Annotated in this window: 22 protein-coding genes and 5 tRNA genes; 14 read left to right on the top strand and 13 right to left on the bottom strand. The window is 71.0% G+C overall.

What is annotated here, in order from left to right:
• Window positions 1–155: 155 nt before the first annotated feature.
• Window positions 156–2438: a DEAD/DEAH box helicase gene (locus ACWGR4_RS16050; protein WP_452133001.1), complete on the bottom strand. Its 2283-nt coding sequence runs from the start codon at window positions 2436–2438 to the stop codon at window positions 156–158.
• 208 nt (window positions 2439–2646) lie between these two features.
• Window positions 2647–4161 (bottom strand): hypothetical protein, encoded by a 1515-nt coding sequence (locus ACWGR4_RS16045; protein ID WP_452133000.1) that lies wholly within the window; start codon window positions 4159–4161, stop codon window positions 2647–2649.
• A 153-nt stretch (window positions 4162–4314) separates the two neighbouring features.
• On the opposite strand from ACWGR4_RS16045, the gene crcB (ACWGR4_RS16040) reads away from it, so the two are divergent.
• Window positions 4315–4698 carry a fluoride efflux transporter CrcB gene (gene crcB, locus ACWGR4_RS16040; RefSeq protein ID WP_380003473.1) on the top strand — a complete coding sequence of 128 codons (384 nt, stop codon included), beginning with the start codon at window positions 4315–4317 and terminating at the stop codon, window positions 4696–4698.
• Complete coding sequence (gene crcB / locus ACWGR4_RS16035) at window positions 4695–5045, top strand: fluoride efflux transporter CrcB (protein ID WP_380003471.1); 351 nt, start codon at window positions 4695–4697, stop codon at window positions 5043–5045. Before crcB (ACWGR4_RS16040) ends, crcB (ACWGR4_RS16035) begins: the two co-directional genes overlap by 4 nt.
• 6 nt (window positions 5046–5051) lie before the next feature.
• On the opposite strand, the gene ACWGR4_RS16030 is transcribed toward crcB (ACWGR4_RS16035), so the two are convergent.
• Window positions 5052–5411, bottom strand: a complete 360-nt coding sequence (locus ACWGR4_RS16030) for a metallopeptidase family protein (RefSeq protein WP_078976134.1) — start codon at window positions 5409–5411, stop codon at window positions 5052–5054.
• Window positions 5412–5538: 127 nt separating this feature from the next.
• Between ACWGR4_RS16030 and ACWGR4_RS16025 the strand changes: the two genes are divergently transcribed.
• The 5 genes from ACWGR4_RS16025 to ACWGR4_RS16005 all read left to right on the top strand — a co-directional run bounded on the left by ACWGR4_RS16025 (window position 5539) and on the right by ACWGR4_RS16005 (window position 7238).
• Window positions 5539–5611 (top strand) — tRNA-Glu (locus tag ACWGR4_RS16025).
• A 107-nt stretch (window positions 5612–5718) separates the two neighbouring features.
• A tRNA-Asp gene (locus tag ACWGR4_RS16020) sits at window positions 5719–5793 on the top strand.
• 44 nt (window positions 5794–5837) lie between these two features.
• Window positions 5838–5914 (top strand) — tRNA-Phe (locus ACWGR4_RS16015).
• Window positions 5915–6090: 176 nt separating this feature from the next.
• Window positions 6091–6822: a VIT1/CCC1 transporter family protein gene (locus ACWGR4_RS16010; protein ID WP_380003470.1), complete on the top strand. Its 732-nt coding sequence runs from the start codon at window positions 6091–6093 to the stop codon at window positions 6820–6822.
• A gap of 86 nt (window positions 6823–6908) precedes the next feature.
• Complete coding sequence (locus ACWGR4_RS16005) at window positions 6909–7238, top strand: DUF6401 family natural product biosynthesis protein (RefSeq protein ID WP_452132999.1); 330 nt, start codon at window positions 6909–6911, stop codon at window positions 7236–7238.
• 3 nt (window positions 7239–7241) lie between these two features.
• On the opposite strand, the gene ACWGR4_RS16000 is transcribed toward ACWGR4_RS16005, so the two are convergent.
• From ACWGR4_RS16000 to ACWGR4_RS15990, 3 genes are all read right to left on the bottom strand, one after another.
• A complete protein-coding gene (locus ACWGR4_RS16000) occupies window positions 7242–8015 on the bottom strand; it encodes a mechanosensitive ion channel family protein (protein ID WP_380003468.1) in 774 nt (257 codons plus the stop codon).
• Window positions 8016–8933: 918 nt separating this feature from the next.
• Window positions 8934–9140, bottom strand: coding sequence for a developmental transcriptional regulator BldC (gene bldC, locus ACWGR4_RS15995; RefSeq protein WP_020555617.1), 207 nt, complete (start codon window positions 9138–9140; stop codon window positions 8934–8936).
• A 534-nt stretch (window positions 9141–9674) separates the two neighbouring features.
• A complete protein-coding gene (locus ACWGR4_RS15990; RefSeq protein WP_452132998.1) occupies window positions 9675–10553 on the bottom strand; it encodes a hypothetical protein in 879 nt (292 codons plus the stop codon).
• Window positions 10554–10708: 155 nt separating this feature from the next.
• Between ACWGR4_RS15990 and ACWGR4_RS15985 the strand changes: the two genes are divergently transcribed.
• A complete protein-coding gene (locus tag ACWGR4_RS15985; protein ID WP_452133002.1) occupies window positions 10709–11809 on the top strand; it encodes a Leu/Phe/Val dehydrogenase in 1101 nt (366 codons plus the stop codon).
• A gap of 239 nt (window positions 11810–12048) precedes the next feature.
• Window positions 12049–12300 (top strand): DUF3073 domain-containing protein, encoded by a 252-nt coding sequence (locus ACWGR4_RS15980; protein WP_020555620.1) that lies wholly within the window; start codon window positions 12049–12051, stop codon window positions 12298–12300.
• 195 nt (window positions 12301–12495) lie between these two features.
• On the opposite strand, the gene purM is transcribed toward ACWGR4_RS15980, so the two are convergent.
• From purM to ACWGR4_RS15965, 3 genes are all read right to left on the bottom strand, one after another.
• Window positions 12496–13569: a phosphoribosylformylglycinamidine cyclo-ligase gene (purM, locus tag ACWGR4_RS15975; protein ID WP_452132997.1), complete on the bottom strand. Its 1074-nt coding sequence runs from the start codon at window positions 13567–13569 to the stop codon at window positions 12496–12498.
• 120 nt (window positions 13570–13689) lie between these two features.
• Window positions 13690–15246, bottom strand: a complete 1557-nt coding sequence (purF, locus tag ACWGR4_RS15970) for an amidophosphoribosyltransferase (protein ID WP_380003465.1) — start codon at window positions 15244–15246, stop codon at window positions 13690–13692.
• A 37-nt stretch (window positions 15247–15283) separates the two neighbouring features.
• The gene (locus ACWGR4_RS15965; RefSeq protein WP_452132996.1) at window positions 15284–16072 is read right to left on the bottom strand and encodes a sterol carrier family protein; all 789 of its coding nucleotides are present in this window, start codon (window positions 16070–16072) and stop codon (window positions 15284–15286) included.
• 148 nt (window positions 16073–16220) lie between these two features.
• On the opposite strand from ACWGR4_RS15965, the gene ACWGR4_RS15960 reads away from it, so the two are divergent.
• Entirely contained in the window at window positions 16221–16631 is a 411-nt protein-coding gene (locus tag ACWGR4_RS15960; RefSeq protein ID WP_452132995.1) for a hypothetical protein, read from the top strand.
• Window positions 16601–17470 carry a hypothetical protein gene (locus ACWGR4_RS15955; protein WP_452132994.1) on the top strand — a complete coding sequence of 290 codons (870 nt, stop codon included), beginning with the start codon at window positions 16601–16603 and terminating at the stop codon, window positions 17468–17470. Before ACWGR4_RS15960 ends, ACWGR4_RS15955 begins: the two co-directional genes overlap by 31 nt.
• 128 nt (window positions 17471–17598) lie before the next feature.
• On the opposite strand, the gene purL is transcribed toward ACWGR4_RS15955, so the two are convergent.
• Genes purL through purS form a run of 3 tightly spaced genes read right to left on the bottom strand, consistent with a single transcriptional unit; the run spans window position 17599 to window position 20785 of the window.
• Complete coding sequence (purL, locus tag ACWGR4_RS15950) at window positions 17599–19848, bottom strand: phosphoribosylformylglycinamidine synthase subunit PurL (RefSeq protein ID WP_380003460.1); 2250 nt, start codon at window positions 19846–19848, stop codon at window positions 17599–17601.
• Window positions 19848–20525, bottom strand: a complete 678-nt coding sequence (gene purQ / locus ACWGR4_RS15945; protein ID WP_452132993.1) for a phosphoribosylformylglycinamidine synthase subunit PurQ — start codon at window positions 20523–20525, stop codon at window positions 19848–19850. Before purQ ends, purL begins: the two co-directional genes overlap by 1 nt.
• A complete protein-coding gene (gene purS, locus ACWGR4_RS15940; RefSeq protein ID WP_078976147.1) occupies window positions 20522–20785 on the bottom strand; it encodes a phosphoribosylformylglycinamidine synthase subunit PurS in 264 nt (87 codons plus the stop codon). The genes purQ and purS overlap by 4 nt, the downstream gene beginning before the upstream one ends.
• A 495-nt stretch (window positions 20786–21280) precedes the next feature.
• Between purS and ACWGR4_RS15935 the strand changes: the two genes are divergently transcribed.
• From ACWGR4_RS15935 to ACWGR4_RS15925, 3 genes are all read left to right on the top strand, one after another.
• Window positions 21281–21607 carry a histone-like nucleoid-structuring protein Lsr2 gene (locus ACWGR4_RS15935; protein WP_020555629.1) on the top strand — a complete coding sequence of 109 codons (327 nt, stop codon included), beginning with the start codon at window positions 21281–21283 and terminating at the stop codon, window positions 21605–21607.
• A 214-nt stretch (window positions 21608–21821) separates the two neighbouring features.
• Window positions 21822–21893 (top strand) — tRNA-Gly (locus ACWGR4_RS15930).
• A gap of 91 nt (window positions 21894–21984) precedes the next feature.
• Window positions 21985–22060 (top strand) — tRNA-Gly (locus tag ACWGR4_RS15925).
• Window positions 22061–22211: 151 nt separating this feature from the next.
• Here the strand turns inward: ACWGR4_RS15925 and ACWGR4_RS15920 are convergent.
• On the bottom strand, window positions 22212–23114 hold the full coding sequence (locus ACWGR4_RS15920; RefSeq protein ID WP_380003457.1) for a phosphoribosylaminoimidazolesuccinocarboxamide synthase: 903 nt from the start codon (window positions 23112–23114) through the stop codon (window positions 22212–22214).
• Window positions 23115–23131 lie beyond the last annotated feature (17 nt).

The raw sequence follows: 23131 nt of genomic DNA, 5'->3' as shown, positions 1-23131 counted from the left end.
CACCCCGCGCCGGGGGGGGTTGCCCCCCGGCCTGGCTCCGACCGTGGCCCCCTCCCCGCCCCAACATTCGGGCGGGGGGGGCTACCTACCCCCTCCCCCCCCCCCCCCGCTCGGTGGTTTGACTACAGCACGATTACCGTGCGGTTACACAGCGCTTACGCGTCACGCTTCCAGCGCGGCTTGCGGTCGCCCGCACCGCCGGCCGGACGGTCGTAGTGCCCGTCCCGACGCGGCGCACGGTCGTGCGAACGCTCGCCCGAGCCCGAGCCGTACGACGGACGGTCGCCGTAGGACGGCCGGTCGCCCCGCGGGGCGCGGTCGCTGCCGTACGCGGGCCGGTCGGTGCGCGGCGCACGGTCGCCGTACGACGGACGGTCGCCGCGGTAGCCACCCTCGCGCCGGTCGCCGCCGCCGTAGGACGGACGGTCACCGGTACGCGGAGCCCGGTCCCCGTACGAAGGACGGTCGCCGCGCGGGGCGCGGTCGCCGTAGGACGGACGCTCACCACCACGCGCGGAACGGTCGCCGCCGTACGACGGACGGTCGTTGTACGCGGGCCGGTCGCCGCGGGGGCCGCGGTCACCCTGCGGACGGTCGCCGCGGTAGCCGCCCTCGCGCCGGTCGCCGCCGCCGTAGGACGGACGGTCACCGGTACGCGGACCCCGGTCGCCATAGGACGGACGGTCGCCACGCGGCGCACCACCACGACGGTCGCCGCCGCGGTCGCCGTACGACGGACGGTCGCCGCGGTCCCCGCGGTAGCCACCCTCGCGCCGGTCCCCGCGGTCACCACGATCCCCACGGTCACCGCGGTCGCGGTCCGGGCGCTCGTAGCGCTCGGTGCGCATCGGGACATCGCCGTTCTTGGCCGCCTCGGCCAGCTCGGCCGCCTGGCGGCGCAGCTCGGCGGCCTCGGCCTTGAGCTCGACGATGCGAACCGCCAGCCGCTCCGCCTCGGCCTCGGCCTCGACCGCGGCGTCCGCCACGGACTGCGCCTTGACCTCGGACAGCGTGCGCGCGCCGGTCAGCTTGCGCATCTCCGGGTCGTTGGAGCCCTGCACCCGAAGGCGGGTCGGCTCGACGCCGGCGTCCTCCATCAGGCGGTCCACCGTGCGGCGCTGGTGCGGCAGCGCGAGGGTGACCACCGCACCGGCCTCGCCGGCGCGCGCGGTACGACCCGCGCGGTGCAGGTAGTCCTTCGAGTCGGCGGCCGGGTCCACGTGCAGGACCAGGTCGATGCCGTCGACGTGGATGCCACGGGCGGCGACGTCGGTGGCGACCAGGACCGGCGTGCGGCCCTCCTTGTACTCGGCCAGGGTGCGGGTGCGCGCGCCCTGGGTCATGCCGCCGTGCAGCGCCTCGGCGCGGACACCGGCCTCGCGCAGCTGCTGCGCGACGCGGTCGGCGCCGAACTTGGTCCGCACGAAGATCATCGTGCGCCCGCGACGGGCCGCGATGGCCGCCGTGACGTACGTCTTGTCCTTCGGCTGCACCACGAGCACGTGGTGCGACATGGTGGTGACCGAGGACGCGTGCGGGTCCACCGAGTGGGTGACCGGGTTGTCCAGGTACTTGCGGACGATCGCGTCCACGCCCTTGTCCAGCGTGGCGGAGAACAACATCCGCTGACCGCCGGCCGGGATCAGGTCGAGCAGCGCGGTGACCTCGGGCAGGAAGCCCATGTCCGCCATCTGGTCGGCCTCGTCGAGGATGGTGATCTCGACGTTGTCCAGCACGGCCGAACCGCGGTCGACCAGGTCCTGGAGGCGGCCGGGGGTGGCCACCAGGATCTCGACGCCGCGCTCCAGCGCGAAGATCTGCTTCGGCATCGACATGCCACCGGTGACGGTCTTCATCCGCAGGTCGAGGATGCGACCGTACGGCTCCAGCGCGTCGTGCACCTGCATCGCGAGCTCACGCGTCGGGGTGAGGATCAGCGCGAGGGGGCGCCGGGCGCGGGCCTTGCGACCGGAGAGCCGGGTGAGCATCGGCAGGCCGAAGCCCAGCGTCTTACCGGAGCCGGTACGACCGCGGCCGAGGATGTCCTTGCCGGCCATCGCGTCCGGCAGCGTCGCGGCCTGGATCGGGAACGGGTGGGTCACGCCGCGGCGCGCGAGCGCCTCCACGACGTCCTTGTGCAGACCGAACTCGGCGAAGCTGGGGCCGGTCGGCTCGGGCTTCTCCTCGGCCTCGACCTCGTCGGCGGCCTCGACCCGCTCGTCGGCCTCTTCGTCGTCCTCGACGCCCGCCTCGGCATCGGTGTCGGTGTCGGTGTCCTCGTCGGCGTCCGCCGCGGACACGGTGTCGTCGTCGTTCGCGACGACCTCGTCGGCAATCTCGATGGCGATCTCGGTGATCTCCGAAGCGACCTCGGTCACCTCGGCTGCCTGCGCATCCGCCACACCCTCCTGCACCTCGGCACCTTCGGTACCGGGCATGGGCGTGGCAGTGTCATTGGCATAGGGGGGCATGCAAAACCTTCCGGATGCGGCCCGTCTCGAAGGTCCGCAGCCGAAATGTGGTCGCACGAGAAAGCGACACTTCTGCGGAGCACCAGAACGAGCCTACGAGGCGCCGCGACTCATGGCGGCGCCTGGATATGGGCAAAGCGATTCACCAGCGTACCCGATCACTGCGCGTTTACGCCTATCGGGTGCGTTCGTACTCCACCCTCAGACGCGCGTCCTCGTGCACCACGAGCAGCCTCGGGCGCTGCCACGACCAGTGCTCGGGGAGCAGGAACAGTGCCCCCGGGGCACGGCGCAACAAGCGCAGTCCGGTGTAGCGGTAACGATAGGAAGCGCCGGTTTCTTCCTCGACCGCGATCCCGTCCTCGGACCGCATCCGCAGATCCTGCACCGAGTAGAGCACCACCCCGGTCCGCCGCGGCAGTTGGTGCGCGAAGGCCCGGCCGTCGTCCCGCCCCGACACCTTCGCGTACGACCCCGACGCCCAGAACAGACACAGCACCACGACCGCGGCGGTGAGCAGCGACGGCAGCGACCACGGCCGTCCGGGCGCGGCGGAACTGCGCCGGTGCGCGCCGATCCGACGCGAGAGCAGCACCCCGTACGCGCAGATCGACAGCCCGACCGCGAGCGCCCCGGGCAGCAGCAGCGGCTCCCAGCGCGGATCCCGCACCGGCCACCGGTATGCGGCGAGCAGGACCGCACCCGGCACCACGAACCACGCGCAGCGCAGCAAACGAATGCACCACCCGGCGATCCGTCGGTGCCGGCGCAGCCACACCAGCAGCCGGGGGTGCGCCATCCGCGCGGCGAGCAGCCCGCCGGTGAACACGAGCAGCGGCCGGTACAGGGTGCGCAGACCGTCCGCCAGATACTCCCGGGCCGGCGTGCCCAGCACGCTCTCGTCGAACCCGAGGTAGTCGGACCGGGCCGCGGCACGGGTCCAGCCGAAGTGGTACAGCAGGCCCGCAAGGATCAGCGCGGGCACCACGAAGAAGGTCGCGAACTCCCAACCAGCGCCGGTCGATCGCTCCTCGGGCAGCCCGCGCGCGACCTCGGTGCGAGCGGTCTCGGCGGCCCGCCGACCCCGGTACGCGGACCGGTGCCGGCGCGCGGCCCGCCGCTCGGTCGCCACGGCCTCGTGCTCGACGCGGGGCGCGCTCGGGATCGCATCGGGTTCGCCGAACCACTCGGCGAGCATCGACATCGGCTCGCCGTGGGAAACCTCCGACACCTCCGCCACCTCGGCCGTGAGGTTGCCGCCGGTGCGGAAGAGGGCGAAGTCCCCCACCGGGTCGCCGATTCGGTCCGGGTGCGGGACCCCGGGGACCGCATGCCCGACGGTCCCTGCGTCCCGCGCCCCCGGTTCGGCCCTTGGGTCCGACCCGAACTCCTCGGCGTCGCCGGGGCCCGGGCCGGGCCGGTCGCGCGGCGGCTCCGGGCTCCCCCACGCCTCGCCGGCGACCGGTTCGTACGGCTGTGCGCTCGGCACCGGACGCCGGGCGTCGCGAGCACGCGGCACGGCCGGCCGGCCCACGTGCTCCGGCTCGGACCCGGGCGTCCCGGGGTCGCGCGCGGCATCGGCCGACCGCCGATCGGGCTCGCCCACTCGGGTCAACGATCCGGTTCCGGGAAACTCGGGCTCGTCGTCGGCGAAGTCCGTCATCGGCCCGATGTCCCCCTGCGTGGTCACCGGTTCAGCATGGCCAGACACCAACTCCCGCTCCAATTCCGGAACACCGCCCGTCACCCATTCGGCGGCGGCGCGTGATGGCACACCGGGAGCGTGCGCGATCCCCCGACGGCAACCGCGGCCGGGGGATCCAGCGCGCGCTAGCGTGGCCGGGTGCCCCCGTTCCGACTCCTCGCCGTGATCTCGCTCGGCGGCGCCATCGGCGCGCTGGGCCGCTGGGGCATCGCGCAGGCGATGCCGCACACGGGTACCGCCTTCCCTTGGGCGACGCTGATCACCAACGTGCTCGGCTGCCTGCTGATGGGCGTCCTGATGGGCGTGACCCCACCCGACCCGCTGCTGCGCCCGTTCCTGGGCACGGGGGTGCTGGGCGGCTTCACCACGTTCTCCACGTTCGCGATCGAGACCCGCGCCCTGCTCGCGGGCCACGCGTGGCTCGACGCCTGGCTCTACGCGGCCGGCAGCGTGCTGCTCGGCGCGATCGCGGTCCACCTCGGCCTGGCCGCCGTGCACCGCTCGCGGGGAGCGGCCGGATGATCCCGCTGATGGTGGTCCTCGGCGCCCTGGTCGGCGCCCCCGCCCGCTACCTGACCGACCGATACGTCTCCACGCGGTGGAAGTCGGCCTTCCCGTGGGGCGTGCTCACGGTGAACGTGGTCGGCTCGCTGATCCTGGGCATCGTCACCGGCCTCGCCCCGGGGGAGCGGGTGACCACCCTCCTCGGCACCGGCTTCTGCGGCACGCTCACCACGTTCAGCACGTTCGCCTACGCGACGGTGGAACTGCACACCGTGGGCCAACGCCTGCTCGCCGCCCTGTACGTACTCCTCAGCGTCACCCTCGGCCTGACCACCGCCGCCCTCGGCTACGCCCTGGCCCACTGACCCGCCTCAGCCGTACCCGTGCTCGTGCAACCACGCGTCCCCGATCCCGAAGTGATGCGCCACCTCGTGCACGACGGTCACCTCGACTTCCTCGACGACGTGTTCGTACGTCTCGCAGATCCGCAGGATCGGGTTGCGGTAGACGGTGATCCGGTCCGGCAGCACTCCGGCGTACCAGTCCCCGCGCTCGGTCAGCGGGATGCCCTCGTACAGACCGAGCAGGTTGGTCCCGTGCTCCCCGGCGGGGTCGGGCTCGTCCTCGACGAAGATCGCCACGTTGTCCATGAGCTTGGTCAACTCGGGCGGGATCCGGTCCAGGGCCTCGGCCACCAGTTCCTCGAACTCCTCGCGCGACATCTCCAACACCCCCTCATTCTGCGGCCTCCACCCCCGCCCCGCGGGGTCCCGGTTATCCGCTTTGCAAGCGCCGGCGAAAACCCCGTATAGTTCGGGACGTCCCCGACGGCAACAAGACGCCGGACACGGCCAACAAGCCCCCATCGTCTAGTGGCCTAGGACGTCGCCCTTTCAAGGCGGTAGCACGGGTTCGAATCCCGTTGGGGGCACGCACCAACCCCCCTCGGGGGGCCGCAACAAGCCGGACAGCCAGTACGGTAGGGTTCAACACGAAACACCGCGAGGGAAACCCGGGAAGCCGGGAAGAGATCGCAGAGGTCCTGTGGAGCAGTTTGGAGTGCTCGTCACCCTGTCAAGGTGAAGGCCGCGGGTTCAAATCCCGTCAGGACCGCAAGATGGAAGATCGGGGCGCCGAAAGGCGCCCTGATCCATCGAGGCCAGGTAGCTCAGTTGGTACGAGCGTCCGACTGAAAATCGGAAGGTCGGCGGTTCGACCCCGCCCCTGGCCACCAGGCTCATTAAGCCACAACGCCCCGAGCGATCAGTTCGCCAGGGGCGTTTTTTGCGTTCCCGACTGGTGCGTTCCCGGGTCCCGTTCGGTGCCGGTGGTTGGGCCGCTCGGGTTCGGGGTGGGGATTCCGGTCGTGTCCGGGCGCTTCGGGGGCGGGCGGATCGTGATACTTCGGGCATGAGTGCCGCTGACGGGTTCGGTCGGGCGTTGCCCACGCACGCTCCGCACGACGAGGGCATGGGTACGCGGCTGAACTGGTTGCGGGCGGCCGTGCTCGGGGCCAACGACGGCATCGTCTCCACCGCCGGTCTCGTGGTCGGGGTGGCCGGAGCCACCGACGAGCGGGCGCAGTTGCTCACCGCGGGGCTGGCCGGACTGCTCGCCGGGTCGTTGTCGATGGCCGCGGGCGAGTATGTCTCGGTGAGCACGCAGCGCGACGCGGAGCGGGCCGCGCTGGTCCAGGAGCGCCGCGAGCTGAGCGACGAACCCGAGGCCGAGCTCGACGAGTTGACCGGGCTCTACGAACAGCAGGGGCTCACCCGAGCACTGGCGCGCGAGGTGGCCGAACAACTCACCGAGCACGACGCGCTCGCCGCGCACGCCCAGGTCGAGCTGAAAATCGATCCGGACGAGCTGACCAACCCGTGGCACGCGGCCGGCGCCAGCTTCCTGGCCTTCACCGTCGGCGCGTTGTTGCCGCTGCTCGCGATGGTGTTGCCGCCCGCCTCGGTCCGGCTGCCGATCACGGTGGCCGCGGTGCTCGCCGCGCTGGTCCTGTGCGGCTGGAGCGGCGCCCGCCTCGGCGGCGCCCCACCGGCCCGCGGGATCGTCCGCACCACCGCCGGCGGAGCCCTGGCCATGGCGGTCACCTACGCCGTGGGCAGCCTGCTCGGCGCCGACGGAGTCTGACCGGGATCCCGGCGCCGGACCCCCGACGTCTGCTTCGCCACAAAAAGGTGCGGATTGGTGGCGAAAAATATGTTTAAAGTGGAGACATGAGTGAACTCTTCGACGCCGAGCTGCCCCGCTGCCCCCTCGCGGGGGTCGTGGACGCGTACCTGCCCCGGCTCGCGGAGTTCGCCTTCGAGCCGGGGCTGGTCGCCGCCGTGGACCAGCACGCCGCGGCGGTGCGCACCTCGCTGGCCGCCGACGGCGCGGGGCTGATCCCGCACCAACTGCGCCGCGAGGACCTCGCCGACTATGTGCTGGGCTTCACCGACGTACTGGCCGAAACCGACTGGCGCGAGCCGGTCGGCTACGACTTCGCCGCGTTGCGCCTGACCGCCGTGTGCTGGCTGGTGCGCGAACACGACCTGCTGGGTTGAGCACTACCGGCGTTCCTCGCGCGTCTGCGCGGGCTGCCCGGCGATCGCGTCGCCCCGGCCCCGCTGGTACGCGGTGACGCTGGCCCGCGCGTTGACCGTCTCGCGCTCGGCCGCTTCCAGCCAGCGCTCCCAGCGCTGCCGCATCGGCTGGATCAGGCCGCCGCCGACGCCGATGATCAAAATGCCCGCGATGGTGGCGAGCGCCGCGGTGAGCACCGGACCGGTGATCGCCCCGGCGATGCCGGCCTGGCCGAGCGCGGCGATCACGCCGAGCGTCACGATGAACGCCCAGGCGATGGTGCCCACCGTCTTGCCGTAGGAGACCCCGCCGAGGGCCGAGCGCACGATGTCGCGCACCGCGCCGGCGATGGCCATCGTGACGACCACGATCACCAGCGCCACGATGCCGCGCGGGATCCACAACACAATGGCCCGCAGCATGTCGCTGATCGGGTTCGGTCCGAACACCCCGAAGCCCAATTGCAGCGTCATCAGCAGGATCGCGTAGTAGACGACCTTGGCGATGATCCCGGTGGCGTCGTATTTGGACCCCTCCAGGGTCTTGGCGACCCCGCCCCGTTCGGCCACCTTCTCGAAGCCGACCTTGCGCAGCACCCGGTCGAGGACTCGCGCGATCACCTTCGCGACGATCCAACCGATCACCAGGATCACGAGGAACGCGATCAGCTTCGGCACGAACGTCGCGAAGGAGGACCACGCGTCCGTGAATCCCTGGCTGAAGTCGACCGACAGCGCAAGGTTCTGAGTCTGTGTCATGGCGTCCCTCTTCACTGAGGTCACTGAGGTTTCCACGCGTCACAGTGGTCACGCGCTCTCCCTCAAGTGGTAACACCGCGTACACGGCCCCGCACGCGGAGCATCGGCCACCTACGCCACAGTGATGACCGCGCCGATCCCGGTCGCATCGGCCCGGGCACACGCGCCGGATCCGGCCGGCCGAGAATGCTCGCACACAGTCACGAAAGCCGGCGTCGCGGCACGATCAGGATCTTCGCCCGAGACCGCCGATGATCACTCAGCGTGTTCGACTGCCGATTTCCGTACCGGCCCGTCGAATCCGTCCCGATCGCCTCGTCCGTCCCGCCCGCGGAGCCCGATCCGGACCGTTTCCCCCGCCCCGCGAAGACCGGCCCGACCGGCGGACGCCACACCCCTCGCCACGGCTGCGAGCACGGCCCGGACGACCTCGACACCCACTCCACGACCCCGGCACGCGACGCCCGCTCGCGCCGACCCGGCGGGCACCTCACCGCAGTGCCGAAGTGGTCCCGGCCGGCAGAGGTTCGAACCATTGGCGCGAGTCGCCGGGACACCCTCCGGGAAGGCTGGTGTGACCAAGGTCACTGTTTCGACCGGCGATCGTTTTCATCGACGGCCGGAAATCATCCGTGCATTCTATGTGATATTTTACTGGACGTCGTCGTGATTCCCCCGCGAAAGCGCCGCCTCGAAGCACCGCCGGCGCCCCGACCGCCCCGCGCCCGACCTCGGCGGAAGCACCCCGCCGACCCCGCGACACGGTCGCACCACGACCGAGACGGGCCCGAGCGCACACGGCCGACGGCAGGCTCCCGACGGACCGGCAGGCGCGGGCATGGGCACACAAAAGAGTGCTGCACCGGACCCGGCGGGATCCGGTGCAGCACTCAGGGGAAAAGCTTTTCGACGCAGCCCTCAGGCTTCGCTGCGCTGCTGCGGAATGCCCGCGAGCAGGGCGCGGACCTCCACCTCGCGGTAGCGACGGTGTCCGCCGAGCGTGCGGATCGACGTGAGCTTGCCGGCCTTGGCCCAGCGCGTCACCGTCTTGGGGTCGACGCGGAACATGCTGGCAACCTCGGCCGGCGTCAGCAGCGGCTCGGCATCAGGCGTACGAGCGGTCATGAGCGGCCTCCTCGGGAGAACCGAACCAACACGGTTCTTTCTTCAAATTCTGCACCTTGACCCACGATGTCCTAAATAGTTCACGAGGGCCAAGTCGGTTATAGGACGAACGGCTTGTCCTTCACAGTACAAGTACACCATCCGCCGCACCCGGTTGGTCAAACCGCCGGAATTGGCATCCCAGGGTTCAAGCCACGCGATCCCGAAGGACCAGGCATAGCGGACAGTCACATGACTGTGACGATGAGTCACACGGGCCCGGCCGTCCCCTCGCGTCCACCCCGCCCCACCAGCAACGAAGTATCCCCGATGACCCGACCCGACCAGACCGACTACATCTGGTTTGTCCTTTTCATCATATACGAACCATTCGCTGGCGTATGCACCTTGTTGTGAGTCGATCTCCGACAACCTGGAGAGCTGGGAGTCCCACAACTCGAACCAGCAGGTTGAGAGGCTTTCAGATCACGGGGTGACTGAACACGAAAGAGTGACGACGGTCACGCCGAAACTTCATGAAATGCGGACGCTTGCTCAGCTCGCGTGCTCCAGGGCGCGTACCGATTGCCAACGCTCCGTAATCCTGCGGTAGGCCGCCGATGCTCGCGCTCCGTCACCGGACCCCAGTGCGGCGATGCCCTCCGCGACGTCCGCGACGGAGGTGTCGGCGGTCGGATCGGGGGCGACCAGCCGCACCAGGCCGCCGTAGTCGAGCTCGACCATCGCGCGCGGATGGAACTCCTCCAGCCACCGGCCGACGTTCTCCAGGCCGGTGATCAGCGCACCGTCCTCGACCGTCTCGCGCAGCACCTTCAACGCGCGGGCGATCCGTCGCCTGGCCTGCACCATGGGGGTCCGGTAGTACAGCTCCCCGGGCCCCGCCGAGCCGCCCTCGGCCGCGGGCACCACGACCCGCTCCTCCGGCGCGAACAACACGAACCAGCGCACCGGGACGTGCCACGTGCTGCTGTGGATGTGCGGATGCACGTCGGGGTGCGCCGACTTCCACCGCTCGTGCTCCAGGTGCGCCTGGTCGATCACCAGCCGGGGCCAGAACACGTCCAGGACGGTCGGCGGATACTCCCGGCGCAGCTCGGCCAGCGCGGTCCAGCAGCGCAGCCGGGTCTGCCGGGGGCAGATCACCGTGACGCCGTCCACGACCTGCACGTAGGCGTCCTCGCTCTCGTGCGGCGGGGCGATCACCGGCGGGGTGGCCAGAAGGTTCTCCAGGCCGCTCCGGTGCTCCTGCGCGGTGAGTCCGGCGGGCGAGGGCGGTTCGGCCGTCGCGGAGGTGCCTGACGGCCGCGTGGCGGCATACGCGGCCCACCGGCCGCGTTCCGGCTCGGGAAACGCCGCCAGCGGCTCGTACACCCGCAGATACGCCGCGTAGGGGGCAACCACCGAAGTCCGCACGAACGCATCTTGGCATGTCGCCGATGTCCCGAGCCGGCGAAGGTCCAACCCGGTGATCCGCTCGGGTTCTAGGCTTGAACCGCCGCGCAGATCCGCGCGGCGCAGTGTCATCACGCCACCACGAAACCCATGGAGTCACCACAGTGACCGACAGCATGGACGGCCCGCACGACACGACGTCGGGCCTGGTGTTCGGCAGGTCGACCGGCCACGAACAGGTCGTCTTCTGCCAGGACCGCGCGAGCGGACTGCGCGCGATCATCGCGATCTACTCCAGTGCCCTGGGGCCCGCGCTCGGCGGTACCAGGTTCCACCCCTACAACACCGAGGAGGAGGCCGTCGCCGACGTCCTCAACCTCTCCCGCGGCATGGCCTACAAGAACGCCCTCGCCGGCCTCGACCACGGCGGCGGCAAGGCCGTGATCATCGGCGACCCGAACCGGGACAAGTCCGAGGTGCTGCTGCGCGCCTACGGCCGCTTCGTCCAGTCCCTGGGCGGTCGCTACATCACCGCCTGCGACGTGGGCACCTACGTCGACGACATGGACGTGGTCGCCAAGGAGTGCGACTTCGTCACCGGCCGCTCCCCCGAGAACGGCGGCGCGGGCGACTCGTCCGTGCTGACCGCGTACGGGGTCTTCCAGGGCATGCTCGCCTCCGCCGAACACCGCTGGGGCGCCCCGACGCTGCGCGGACGCCGAGTGGGCGTGGCGGGCGTCGGGAAGGTGGGCCGGCACCTGGTCGGGCACCTGATCGCCGACGGCGCCTCGGTGGTGATCACCGACGTCGACGAGCGGGCGGTGGCCCGGGTGCGGCACGAGCATCCCGAGGTGGACTTCGTGGCCGACACCGACACCCTGATCCGCATACCGGACCTGGACGTCTACGCCCCCTGCGCGCTCGGCGGCGCGCTGAACGACGAGACCGTGCCGGTGCTGACCGCGGCCGTGGTCTGCGGCGCGGCCAACAATCAGCTGGCCCATCCGGGGATCGAGAAGGCGCTGGCCGAACGCGGCGTGCTCTACGCGCCGGACTACCTGGTCAACTCCGGCGGGGTGATCCAGGTGGCCGACGAGCGGCACGGATTCGACTTCGAGCGGGCCAAGCGCAAGGCCTCCGGCATCCGCGCCACCACCGCGCGGATCTTCGCCCTGGCCGACGAGGAGGGTGTGCCACCGGCCGTCGCGGCCGACCGATTGGCCGAGCGGCGGATGGCGGATGTGGGCCGGCTGCGTGACATCTACCTCCAAAGCTGACCGACAGGGTATCGTCAGACCCGGCAAAGGACCCCAGATCAGGCCCCTGACCAGCTGCAACGGCACAGCCCGGTCGGGGTCCGAGCCCCGCTGTCACCCATGCGACGTACCGTCCGGCGGCGGAAGCAGGTACCGTTAATCCCCTACGGGCCGGTTCTCAAGTGCCATCGAACCGTCTCTGACTATGAACGCGTGTCAAGACCCGGGGCCGTGAGCCCCGTCGTTGAGGGGGTCGAGCCATGGGGCGCGGCCGGGCCAAGGCCAAGCAGACAAAGGTCGCCCGCCAGCTGAAGTACAACAGCGGCGGTACGGATCTGAGCCGTCTGGCTGAAGAGCTGGGCGCGTCGTCGCCAACCGACTTGCCGATCGGCAAGCCCGAGGTTGACGACGACACGAGTGAAGACGAGTTCGACGACCCCTACGCGGGGTATTCGGCTCGCTACAACGATGACGAGGACGAGGAAGACGACGGCCGATCGCGCCATCGTTGACCCCGCACCCTTCGTCGTCGGGCACGGGAGGAAACACCCTCTTCAGCCGGGGTGCCCGTGCGCAGTGACACCGCCCGGTCCGGGACCGAGTAGGACGACTACTCGACCCCGGGCCGTTTGGCGTGTTCGCGAACACGCCCACGGCCGAGCCGCCGTCCCGTCGCGGGACGACGGCGGGCGCCGCGGGTGCCTTCGTCATGCCCGGTGATCGCCGCTCAGTACGGCCCGGCCGGAGCCGGTGACCACGTCGCCGAGGATCCAGGCCGGCACGCCGCGCTCGGCGAGCACCGCGAGGGCCGCGTCGGCCGCGTCGGCGGCGACCACCGCGACCATGCCCACACCCATGTTCAGCGTCTTCTCCAGCTCCGCCCGGGGCACCTCGCCGAGCGCGCCGACCAGGCCGAAGATCGGGGCCGGGGTCCAGGTCGAGCGATCCAGGCGGGCGTCCAGGTGGGCCGGGAGCACCCGGGCCAGGTTGGCCTCCAGGCCGCCGCCGGTGACGTGCGAGTAGGCGTGCACGTCGGTGCGCCGGGCCAGGTCCAGGCAGTCGAGCGAGTAGATCCGGGTCGGCTCGAGCAGTTCCTCGCCGAGTGTGCGGCCCAGTTCCGGGACGTCGCGGTCGAGCTTCCAGCCGGCGACGGCGAAGAACACGTGGCGGGCCAGCGAGTAGCCGTTGGAGTGCAGGCCGGAGGCGGCCATCGCGATCACCACGTCGCCCTCGCGCACGCGCTCCGCGCCGAGCAGGCCGTCGGCCTCCACCACGCCGGTGCCGGCGCCCGCGACGTCGTACTCGTTCGGGTCGAGCAGGCCGGGGTGCTCGGCCGTCTCGCCGCCGACCAGCGCGCAGCCGGCCAGGACGCAGCCCTCGGCGATGCCCTTGACGATCGCCGCGACCCGCTCGGGGAAGACCTTGCCGGTGGCGATGTAGTCGGTCATGAACAGCGGTTCGGCGCCGCACACGACCAGGTCGTCGACGACCATGCCGACCAGGTCGTGGCCGATCGTGTCGTGCTTGTCCATCGCCTGCGCGATGGCGACCTTGGTGCCCACGCCGTCGGTCGCGGTGGCCAGCAGGGGGCGCTCGTACCGCTTGAGCGCGGAGACGTCGAACAGGCCGGCGAAGCCGCCCAGGCCGCCGACGACCTCGGGCCGGGTGGCCTTGCCGACCCATTGCTTCATCAGCTCGACGGCGCGGTCACCGGCCTCGATGTCGACGCCGGCCGCGGCGTAGCTCGCGGTGCGGGGGGTGGGGGTGGACTGGTCGCTCACGGCGGCGGCCCTTTCGGGTCGGGGTGGATCCTTGCGGAACGCCCGTCGCGCCCCCGGGAAGGGGGACACGACGCGGCGCACCGGAAACGGAAACTCGCTGGACTGCGCGGACTCGGCGGATCAGGGACGACGGAGCGCGTCCTCCGCGCCGCCGCCGCCGAGGAGGGCCTGCACGCCGTCCACGTCGGTGCGGACGGACTGCTCGATGCCTTCGAGCAGGTGCTTGCCCAACCGCTCGGGGTCGGGCAGCTCGATCGGGTATTCCCCGTCGAAGCAGGCCCGGCACAGCCGGTCCTTGGGAATGGTGGTCGCCTCGACCATCGCGTCGAGCGAGATGTAGGCGAGCGAGTCGGCGCCGAGCGACTTGGCGATCTCGTCCACCGAGAGACCGTTGGCGATCAGTTCGGCCCGGGTGGCGAAGTCGATGCCGAAGAAGCACGGCCACTTCACCGGCGGCGAGGAGATCCGCACGTGCACCTCGGCCGCACCGGCCTCGCGCAACATGCGCACCAGCGCGCGCTGGGTGTTGCCGCGCACGATCGAGTCGTCGACCACGACCAGGCGCTTGCCCTGGATGACCTCGCGCAGCGGGTTGAGCTTGAGCCGGATGCCCAGCTGACGGATGGTCTGGCTGGGCTGGATGAAGGTCCGGCCCACGTAGGAGTTCTTGACCAGGCCGTTTCCGTACGGGATGCCGGACTGCTCGGCGTAGCCGATCGCGGCGGGGGTGCCCGATTCCGGGGTCGGCATGACCAGGTCGGCGTCGACCGGGTACTCCTGGGCCAGCCGGCGACCCATCTCGACCCGGGACGCGTAGACGCCGCGGCCCGCGATGGTGGTGTCGGGGCGGGCCAGGTAGACGTATTCGAAGACGCAGCCCTTGGGCTTGGCCTCGGCGAAGCGCCGGGTGCGCAGGCCGTGCTCGTCGACCGCGATCAGCTCGCCCGGTTCGATCTCGCGGATGAACGAGGCGCCGACGATGTCGAGGGCGGCGGTCTCACTCGCCACCACCCAACCGCGCTCCAGGCGGCCGAGCACGAGGGGCCGGATGCCCTGGGGGTCGCGCGCGGCGTAGAGCGTGGTCTCGTCCATGAAGACCAGCGAGAAGGCGCCCTTGACCTCGGGCAACACCTGCATCGCGGTCTGTTCCAGGGACAGGTCGGGGCTGCCGGCCAGGAGCGAGGCGAGCAGGTCGGTGTCGCTGCTGGCCTCGATCCGGCCCTGGTAGGGGTAGTTGAGTTCGCCGCGCTCGGGGCCCTGCTCGGCGACCAGACGGGACAGCTCACCCGTGTTGGTGAGGTTTCCGTTGTGGCCGAGCGCGATGCTGCCGGTCGCGGTGGCCCGGAAGGTCGGCTGGGCGTTCTCCCAGACGGACGATCCGGTGGTCGAGTAGCGGGCATGGCCTACGGCCATGTGCCCGCGGAGCGAGCCCAGAGTGGTTTCGTCGAAGACCTGGGAGACCAGGCCCATGTCCTTGAAGACCAGGATCTGGGATCCGTTGCTCACAGCTATGCCGGCGGATTCCGTTCCGCGGTGCTGCAAAGCGTAGAGACCGAAATAGGTGAGTTTTGCGACCTCTTCGCCGGGGGCCCAGACGCCGAAGACGCCGCAGGCGTCCTGCGGGCCCTTCTCGCCGGGGAAGAGATCGTGGTTGAGTCGTCCATCGCCACGTGGCACGTGATCGAGTCTACGACAGGGCCGGATCGGTCGCGGATCACCCCATCAGTGGCAGGTATCCGGACAAGTCGCTACGTTCGCCACTGGCCAGGACCCGACCGTCGTCGACGGCGTCCGCCCAGGTCAGACGGCCGGTGGCGAGGCGGATCCAGGTCCTTGGGTCGGTCTCGACCACGTTGGGCGGAACGCCCCGAGTGTGCCGGGGTCCTGTGACGCACTGCACTACGGCGAACGGCGGGACGCGGACCTCGACCGCGTGTCCGGGGGCGCGGACGGCGAGCGCGTCGGCCAGTGCGCGCACCACCGTGCCGAGCGCGTGGCGGTCGTGCGGGAAGGGCTCGCCGGTGGCCCGCTCCAGGTCGTCGCTGTGCACGACGCCCTCGACGAGGCGGGTGACGAGCATGTCGGGCAGGCGCATCGGGCCGATCCGGGTGATCGTCGTGCGGGTGTCCGGGACGCCGTCCAGGGCGGCGATCGCGGCGTCGACGCAGTCGGCGGGGGTGCGGCCGGCCTCGGCCATGTCGTCGGCGATGGCGGAGATCACCGAGGCGTGCGCGCGGGTGCCGTCGGCCCACTGCTCGACGGTGATCGGCGGGCCGGTCGGGACGGGTTCGGCCAGCCAGCGCGGGACCGCCTCGACGCTCGCGGCCAGGTGACCGACCAGGTTGGCGGTGGACCAGCCGGTCAGCCCGGAAGGGGCGGCCAGTTGCTCCGGGGTCAGCCGCGCCGTGACCTCGGCCATCGCGCGCCACTCGGCGATCAGCGCGGTGCGCACCTTGGCCGGATCGACCTTGCGGGGGCGGGGGGCGGCGGGGCGGTTCGTCATGGGTGCAGGTTAGAGGGCGGTGCGGCGGGTGGGGTGGAGGGTTTTCGGCTCGGGTCGGCGGGTTTTCGGTCCGGAGTAGGCGATTCGTTTCTGCACGGATGCGGCGCGGGCCCGCCCGCCGCGGCCGGCGTGCCGTGATGCTGGGGGCATGAGCGATTACGGGGATCCCGGCCGGGTCGAGGCGATCGCGGCCGAGTTGGCCGGGGCGGCGGAGCGGGTGCGGCCGGTCTCGACGGCGGTCGACTGGCGCGGCGGGGCGGCGGAGCGGGTGCGGCCGGTCTCGACGGCGGTCGACTGGCGCGGCGGGGCGGCGGAGGCGTTCGCGGCCCGGGCGCAGGTCTGGCGGCGGGAGTGCGCGGCGACGGAGCCGGCGGTGCTGGCCGTGGTCGAGGCGCTGCGGGCGCACGCGGCGGCGATACGGGCCGCCTTGGGCCGCATCGCGGCGAACGAGCGGGCGGCTCGGGAAAGGGTGGGGTCGGCGGCGGGGTCGGATGCGGCGGAGTGTTTTCCGGCGTCGGGCAGTGCGGCGTGGTTGGACGAGCGGTGGGCGGCGCGGTGATCGCCGGGTTCGCCGCCGCGCCCGGCGCGCTGGTCACGCTCGCGGGTCGGTTGCGGGCGGTGGCGCGGGAGGTGTGGGGGCTGCGCGAGCGGGTGGCGGCGGTCGATGTCGCGGCGAGCCGCCCGTTGGCGCCGGAGACCTTCGAGGTGCTGCGGACCCGGCTTCGGGAGGCGGTGGAGACGCTGGATCGGGCCGAGCGGGGCGGGGTGGATCTGGCCGATCGGCTGGTCGACAACGCCCGGTCCTACGCGGAGGCGGACCACGGCGCGGCCACCCGACTGCTCGACCTGGCGCCGGCGGGCGGGCGGCACGCGGGGCCGGGGCCGGCCGACGGGTGGATCCGCGCGGGCGAGCCGTCGTTCGCGCCGCCGGAGGTGTACGACGGGCCGTTCGCGGTCCGGCCGATCGGTCGCGGGGCGGGTGTCGTGCGGGTCGCGGCGCCGGGGGCGGGCGGGGAGGAGATCGTGGCCCGGGCGAAGCGGTGGGCCGACCTGGGGCTGGGCTACAGCATGAGCGGCTTCCACGACGGCTACCGCACGGACTGCTCGGGGCTGGTCTCGATGGCCTGGGGGCTGCCGCCGCCGGGGCTGACCACGGTGACGCTGCCGGAGGTGTCCCACCCGATCGGCCGGGACGAGCTGCGACCCGGCGACATCCTGCTCAACACCGCTCCGGGCGCGGCCGGCCACACGCTGATCTTCGCGGGCTGGGCGGACGCGGCGCACACCAGGTACCACGCGTACGAGGAGAGCGCGCGAAAGGGCGCACACTTCGACACGATCCCCTACCCGTACTGGCCCGGGCACGGCATGTTCCGGCCGTATCGGCTGGGGACGTAGGAATGGCGGGGCCCCGCCGCGGTCCCGGGCGGCGCGCCGGCGGAACACCGGGACGGCGGCGCCGGGAAACGGCGATGCCCGTGAGGGGTGCACGGGGCACCCCTCACGGGCACGGGAAAGCCGCCTGCTCAGCCGAACAGGGTCTTCAGGGTCTGCTCGTGGGCGGTGCGCAGTTCCTCCAGCGCCACCGTGAAGTGACCCTGGAAGTCGAGCGTGTCGCCGTCGACCACACCGATCCGGGCGCACGGCAGGCCGCGCACCTTGCACATGTCGGTGAAGCGCATCTCCTCGCTCCTGGGCACCGCGACGATCGCCCGGCCCGCCGACTCGCTGAACAGCGCGACGGTCGGGTCCAGGTCCTCCGCCAGCACCACCCGCGCGCCGTGGCCGCCGGTCAGGCACGCCTCGACCAGGGCCTGGGCCAGACCGCCGTCGGCGAGGTCGTGCGCGGCGTCGATCATGCCGTCGCGCGAGCCCGCGATCAGGATCTCGGCGAGCAGCCGCTCGCGCTCCAGGTCCACCCTCGGCGGCAGGCCGCCGAGGTGGTCGTGGGCCACCTGCGCCCACGCCGAGCCGGACAGTTCCTCGTGCGTGTCGCCCAGGAGCAGGATGATCTGCCCCTCCTCGGCGAAGCCGACCGGCGTGCGCCGCTCGACGTCGTCGATCACGCCGAGCACGCCGACCACCGGGGTCGGGTGGATCGCCGTCTCGCCGGTCTGGTTGTAGAACGACACGTTGCCGCCGGTCACCGGCGTGCCCAGGATCTGACACGCGTCGGCCAAACCGCGCGTGGTCTCGGCGAACTGCCACATCACCGCCGGGTCCTCGGGCGAGCCGAAGTTCAGGCAGTCGGTGACGGCCAGCGGCCTGGCGCCGGTGGTGGCCACGTTGCGATACGCCTCGGCCAGCGCGAGCTGGGCGCCGGTGTACGGGTCGAGCTTGCAGAAGCGGCCGTTGCCGTCGGTGGCGAGCGCCACGCCCAGGCCGGTCTCCTCGTCGATGCGGACCATGCCGGAGTCCTCCGGCTGGGCCAGCACGGTGTTGCCGAGCACGTAGCGGTCGTACTGGTCGGTGACCCACGACTTGTCCGCCAGATTCGGCGAGGCGACCAGGTCGAGCAGGGTCGCCTTCAGCTCGTCGGCCGTGCCCGGGCGGGGCAGCCGCTCGGCCGCGTCGGCCTGGAGGGTGTCCTGCCACTGCGGGCGCGCGTACGGCCGCTCGTAGACCGGCCCCTCGTGCGCCACGGTGCGCGGCGGCACGTCGACGATCTGCTCGCCGTGCCAGAAGATCTCCAGCCGGTCGCCCTCGGTGACCTCGCCGACGACGGTGGCGATGACATCCCACTTGTCGCAGATCTCCATGAAGCGGGCCACGTGGGCCGGCTCCACGACCGCGCACATGCGCTCCTGCGACTCGCTCATCAGGATCTCTTCGGGCGAGAGCGTGTGGTCGCGCAGCGGGACGGTGTCCAACTCGACCCGCATGCCGCCGGACCCGGCCGAGGCCAGCTCCGAGGTGGCGCAGGACAGGCCCGCGCCGCCGAGGTCCTGGATGCCCGCGACCAGGTGCTCGCGGAACAGCTCCAGGGTGCACTCGATCAGCAGCTTCTCCTGGAACGGGTCGCCGACCTGGACGGCCGGGCGCTTGGCCGGGCCATCCGCGTCGAACGTCTCCGAGGCCAGGACCGAGACCCCGCCGATCCCGTCGCCACCGGTGCGGGCGCCGTACAGGATCACCAGGTTGCCTGCGCCGGACGCCTGCGCGAGGTGGATGTCCTCGTGCTTCATCACGCCCACGCACAGCGCGTTGACCAGCGGGTTTCCCTGATAGCAGGGGTCGAAGACGATCTCGCCGCCGATGTTGGGCAGGCCCAGGCAGTTGCCGTAGCCGCCGATGCCCGCGACCACGCCGGGCAACACGCGCCGGGTGTCGGGGTGTTCGGCCGCGCCGAAGCGCAGCGGGTCCATCACCGCGACCGGGCGGGCGCCCATCGCCAGGATGTCGCGCACGATGCCGCCGATCCCGGTCGCGGCGCCCTGGTAGGGCTCCACGTAGGACGGGTGGTTGTGCGACTCGACCTTGAAGGTCACCGCGTAGCCCTGGCCGACGTCGACGACGCCGGCGTTCTCGCCGATGCCCACGAGCATCGCGTCGTTCTCGGGCATCTTGTCGCCGAACTGGCGCAGGTGCACCTTGCTCGACTTGTACGAGCAGTGCTCGGACCACATCACCGAGTACATGGCCAGCTCGGAGGAGGTCGGCCGGCGGCCCAGGATCTCCCGGATGCGGCTGTATTCGTCCGGCTTGAGGCCGAGTTCGGCGAAGGGCTGCTCGACGTCGGGGTGTTCGAGCGCGTTCTTGACGGTGTCGAGGCTCATCAGGCGTTCACCAGGCGCTTCAGGATCGAGGTGAAGAAGGGGAGGCCCTCGGTCGTGGGACCGGTCAGCGGCTCCACCGCATGCTCGGGGTGCGGCATCAGACCGACCACGTTCCCGGCCGCGTTGCTGATGCCGGCGATGTCGCGGCGCGATCCGTTCGGGTTGAGGTCCAGGTAGCGGGCGATCACCCGGCCCTCGGCCTCCAGCACGTCCAGGGTGCGCTCGTCCGCGACGAAACCGCCTTCACCGTTCTTGAGCGGAACGGTGATCTCCTGTCCGGGCTCGAAGTCCGACGTCCATGCGGTGGACGTGTTCTCGATCCGCAGCTTTTGGTCCCGACAGATGAAGTGGAGGTGGTCGTTGCGGGTGAGCGCGCCCGGCAGCAGGTGCGATTCGCAAAGAATTTGGAAACCGTTGCAGATGCCCAATACCGGAAGACCGGCCTGCGCCTGCTCGATCACCGATTCCATGACCGGCGAGAAGCGCGAGATGGCTCCGCAACGCAGGTAGTCGCCGTACGAGAATCCGCCGGGCAGGACGACCGCGTCGACCTGCTGGAGGTTCTTGTCCTTGTGCCACAGGGCGACCGGCTCGGCACCGGCGATGCGCACCGCGCGCCGGGCGTCGTGGTCGTCGAGCGAACCGGGGAAGGTGACGACGCCGACGCGGATCGTCACTTCTCCCCCTCCGCCTCGACGCGGACGGTGAAGTCCTCGATCACGGTGTTGGCGAGGAAGGACTCGGCGGCTTCGCGGATGCGGGCGAGGGCGGCCTCGTCGACCGGTCCCTCCAGCTCCAGCTCGAAACGCTTGCCCTGGCGGACGTCGGTGATTCCGTCGAATCCCAGCCGTGGCAGCGCGCGCTGCACGGCCTGTCCCTGGGGATCGAGGATTTCCGGCTTGAGCATGACGTCGACGACGACGCGTGCCACAGGCACTCCCACTGTGATGGTTCGGGCCGGTCGTCCGTATCGCGGGATACGGGGGGTCGGACCCTGCTGCTGGATCGGGTCGGTCGACGCCGGCACCCGATGGATCGGCGGTATCAGGGTACCGGCCGCCTCCGGGCGACCCGCCCCGGCGCCGAGTTATCCACAGCTTTGGGGTTGTCCACAGGGAGCCCGACCGGGTCCGGATGTCAATAAATCGCCTTCAACCGGGCAATGTACCCCGGCTGGGCTCATCCGGCGGTCGACTCGGCGTCGCGTTGTCCACAGGCTGTGGATCAAACCGGCCGACACTCGGGACACGCCCGCCCTCGCGCGGCGAGAGGAATATCTCGCGTATCGTGAAAACGAATCGCCGACCGGTAAATTAGCGCTTACCGAACCGGAGAACAGCGGACGACACCGCAACGGTTCGCGTTTAGCGCTTAGACTCGGCAATGTAGTTTTGTTTTTCGCCTCGGTGCTATCACCCGAGAGGACACCGCCATGGCCCAGCGTGTAGTCGTCAGCCTGCACGACGACATCGACGGAAGCGAGGCCACGGAAACCATCCGTTTCGGCCTCGACGGCAAGTCGTATGAAATCGACCTTTCGGAAGAGCACGTTCAGCAGATGCGGGATGCGCTGGCTCCTTATCTCGCGGTCGCGCGACGTACCGCGCGCACCGGAAAGCCCTTCCGTCAGACGACCGTCGCCTCCGACCCCGCGGCGGTACGGGCCTGGGCCCGTGCGCGCGGTATGGACGTACCCGCCCGCGGGCGCATCCCGGCCCGGGTATACGCCGAATTCGAGGCCGCCAACACGGCGAACTGAGCGCGCCTCCGCACCGGCGACCGACACCACACGTGTCCGACCCGGCCACCTCTCGGCCCCCGTCCCCGCCCGCGGCGGAGCGGGGGCCGGGGTCGTTCCGAAAGAACTTTCCCTGGCAAACCCGGACATCCGTGATGATCCGACTCCGGAGCGTACTGGGCACCCTCGGGGGTCCTATAGAGTTCTCTTGCACCCGGGAAACCGGGGAACACACGCAGGCGTAGCTCAGTGGTAGAGCGCCCCCTTTCCAAGGGGGAGACGCAGTGTTCAATTCCTGTCGCCTGCTCTGCTCGACCCCTCGAACCGAGGTCGGTGGCAACCACCTCCGCGGATCGGGTAGGGTTGGGGACACAACGCGGGGCAACGCCCCGAGTCGTGCGGACGTGGCTCAGTTGGTAGAGCATCACCTTGCCAAGGTGAGGGTCGCGAGTTCGAATCTCGTCGTCCGCTCCACGAGAAGGCCGGATCACTTATGTGATCCGGCCTTTCTGTCGTGTGCGCCGAGTCCGCCGGGGACGCGTGGGCCGAATACCGTCCCGGCCGGCCCGACGGGTGTCGGGCCGGCCGGGAATCGGCGTTCGGCGGGCCGACGCGTGTGGATCGATCAGGCCCAGCGGTTGCCGGTCAGTCGCTCGTACACCTCGACGTACTTCTCGTGCGTGCGCGCGACGACCTCCTCGGGCATGTCCGGCGGCGGGGTGTCCGCCACGCGGTCCCAGCCCGACTCGGGTGAGGTGAGCCAGTCGCGCACGTACTGCTTGTCGAAGGACGGCTGGGCGTGCCCCGGCGCCCAGCGGTCGGCGGGCCAGTAGCGGGACGAGTCGGGGGTCAGCACCTCGTCGGCGAGCACCAGGCCGCCCGCCGGGTCGAGGCCGAACTCGAACTTGGTGTCGGCCAGGACGAGCCCGCGCTCGCGCGCGATGTCCCGGGCCCGGCCGTAGACGGAGAGCGTGGCCCGGCGCAGCGCGTCGGCCAGTTCCGCGCCGTGCCGCTCGGCGACGTACGCGAAGGAGACGTTCTCGTCGTGCTCGCCGACCTCGGCCTTGGTGGCCGGGGTGAAGATCGGCTCGGGCAACTCGGAGCCCTCGGTCAGGCCCTCGGGCAGCGCGACGCCGCATACCGAGCCCGAGGCGCGGTACTCCACGGTGCCGGACCCGGCCAGGTAGCCGCGCGCCACACACTCGACCGGCACCATGTCCAGCCGACGGCACACCAGGGTGCGGCCGGCCCAGTCGGCGGGGGCTCCGGCGGGCACGTCGGTGGACAACACGTGGTTCGGGTACAGATCCGCCAGCAGGTCGAACCACCACAGCGACAGGCTCGTGAGGATCCGGCCCTTGTCCGGGATCCCGGGCTCCAGGACCCAGTCGTAGGCGGAGATCCGGTCGCTCGCCACCATCACGAGGTTGTCGTCGGCGTCGGTGTACAGCTCGCGCACCTTGCCGGTGTGGATGTGGGTCAGACCGGGGACCTCGACCGGCTCGGGCTTGGTGACGAATCCGCTCACGGAACCAGCGCTTTCTT

This window comes from Embleya sp. NPDC055664 (assembly GCF_053618075.1).
This window is presented reverse-complemented; position numbering and strand designations above follow the sequence as displayed.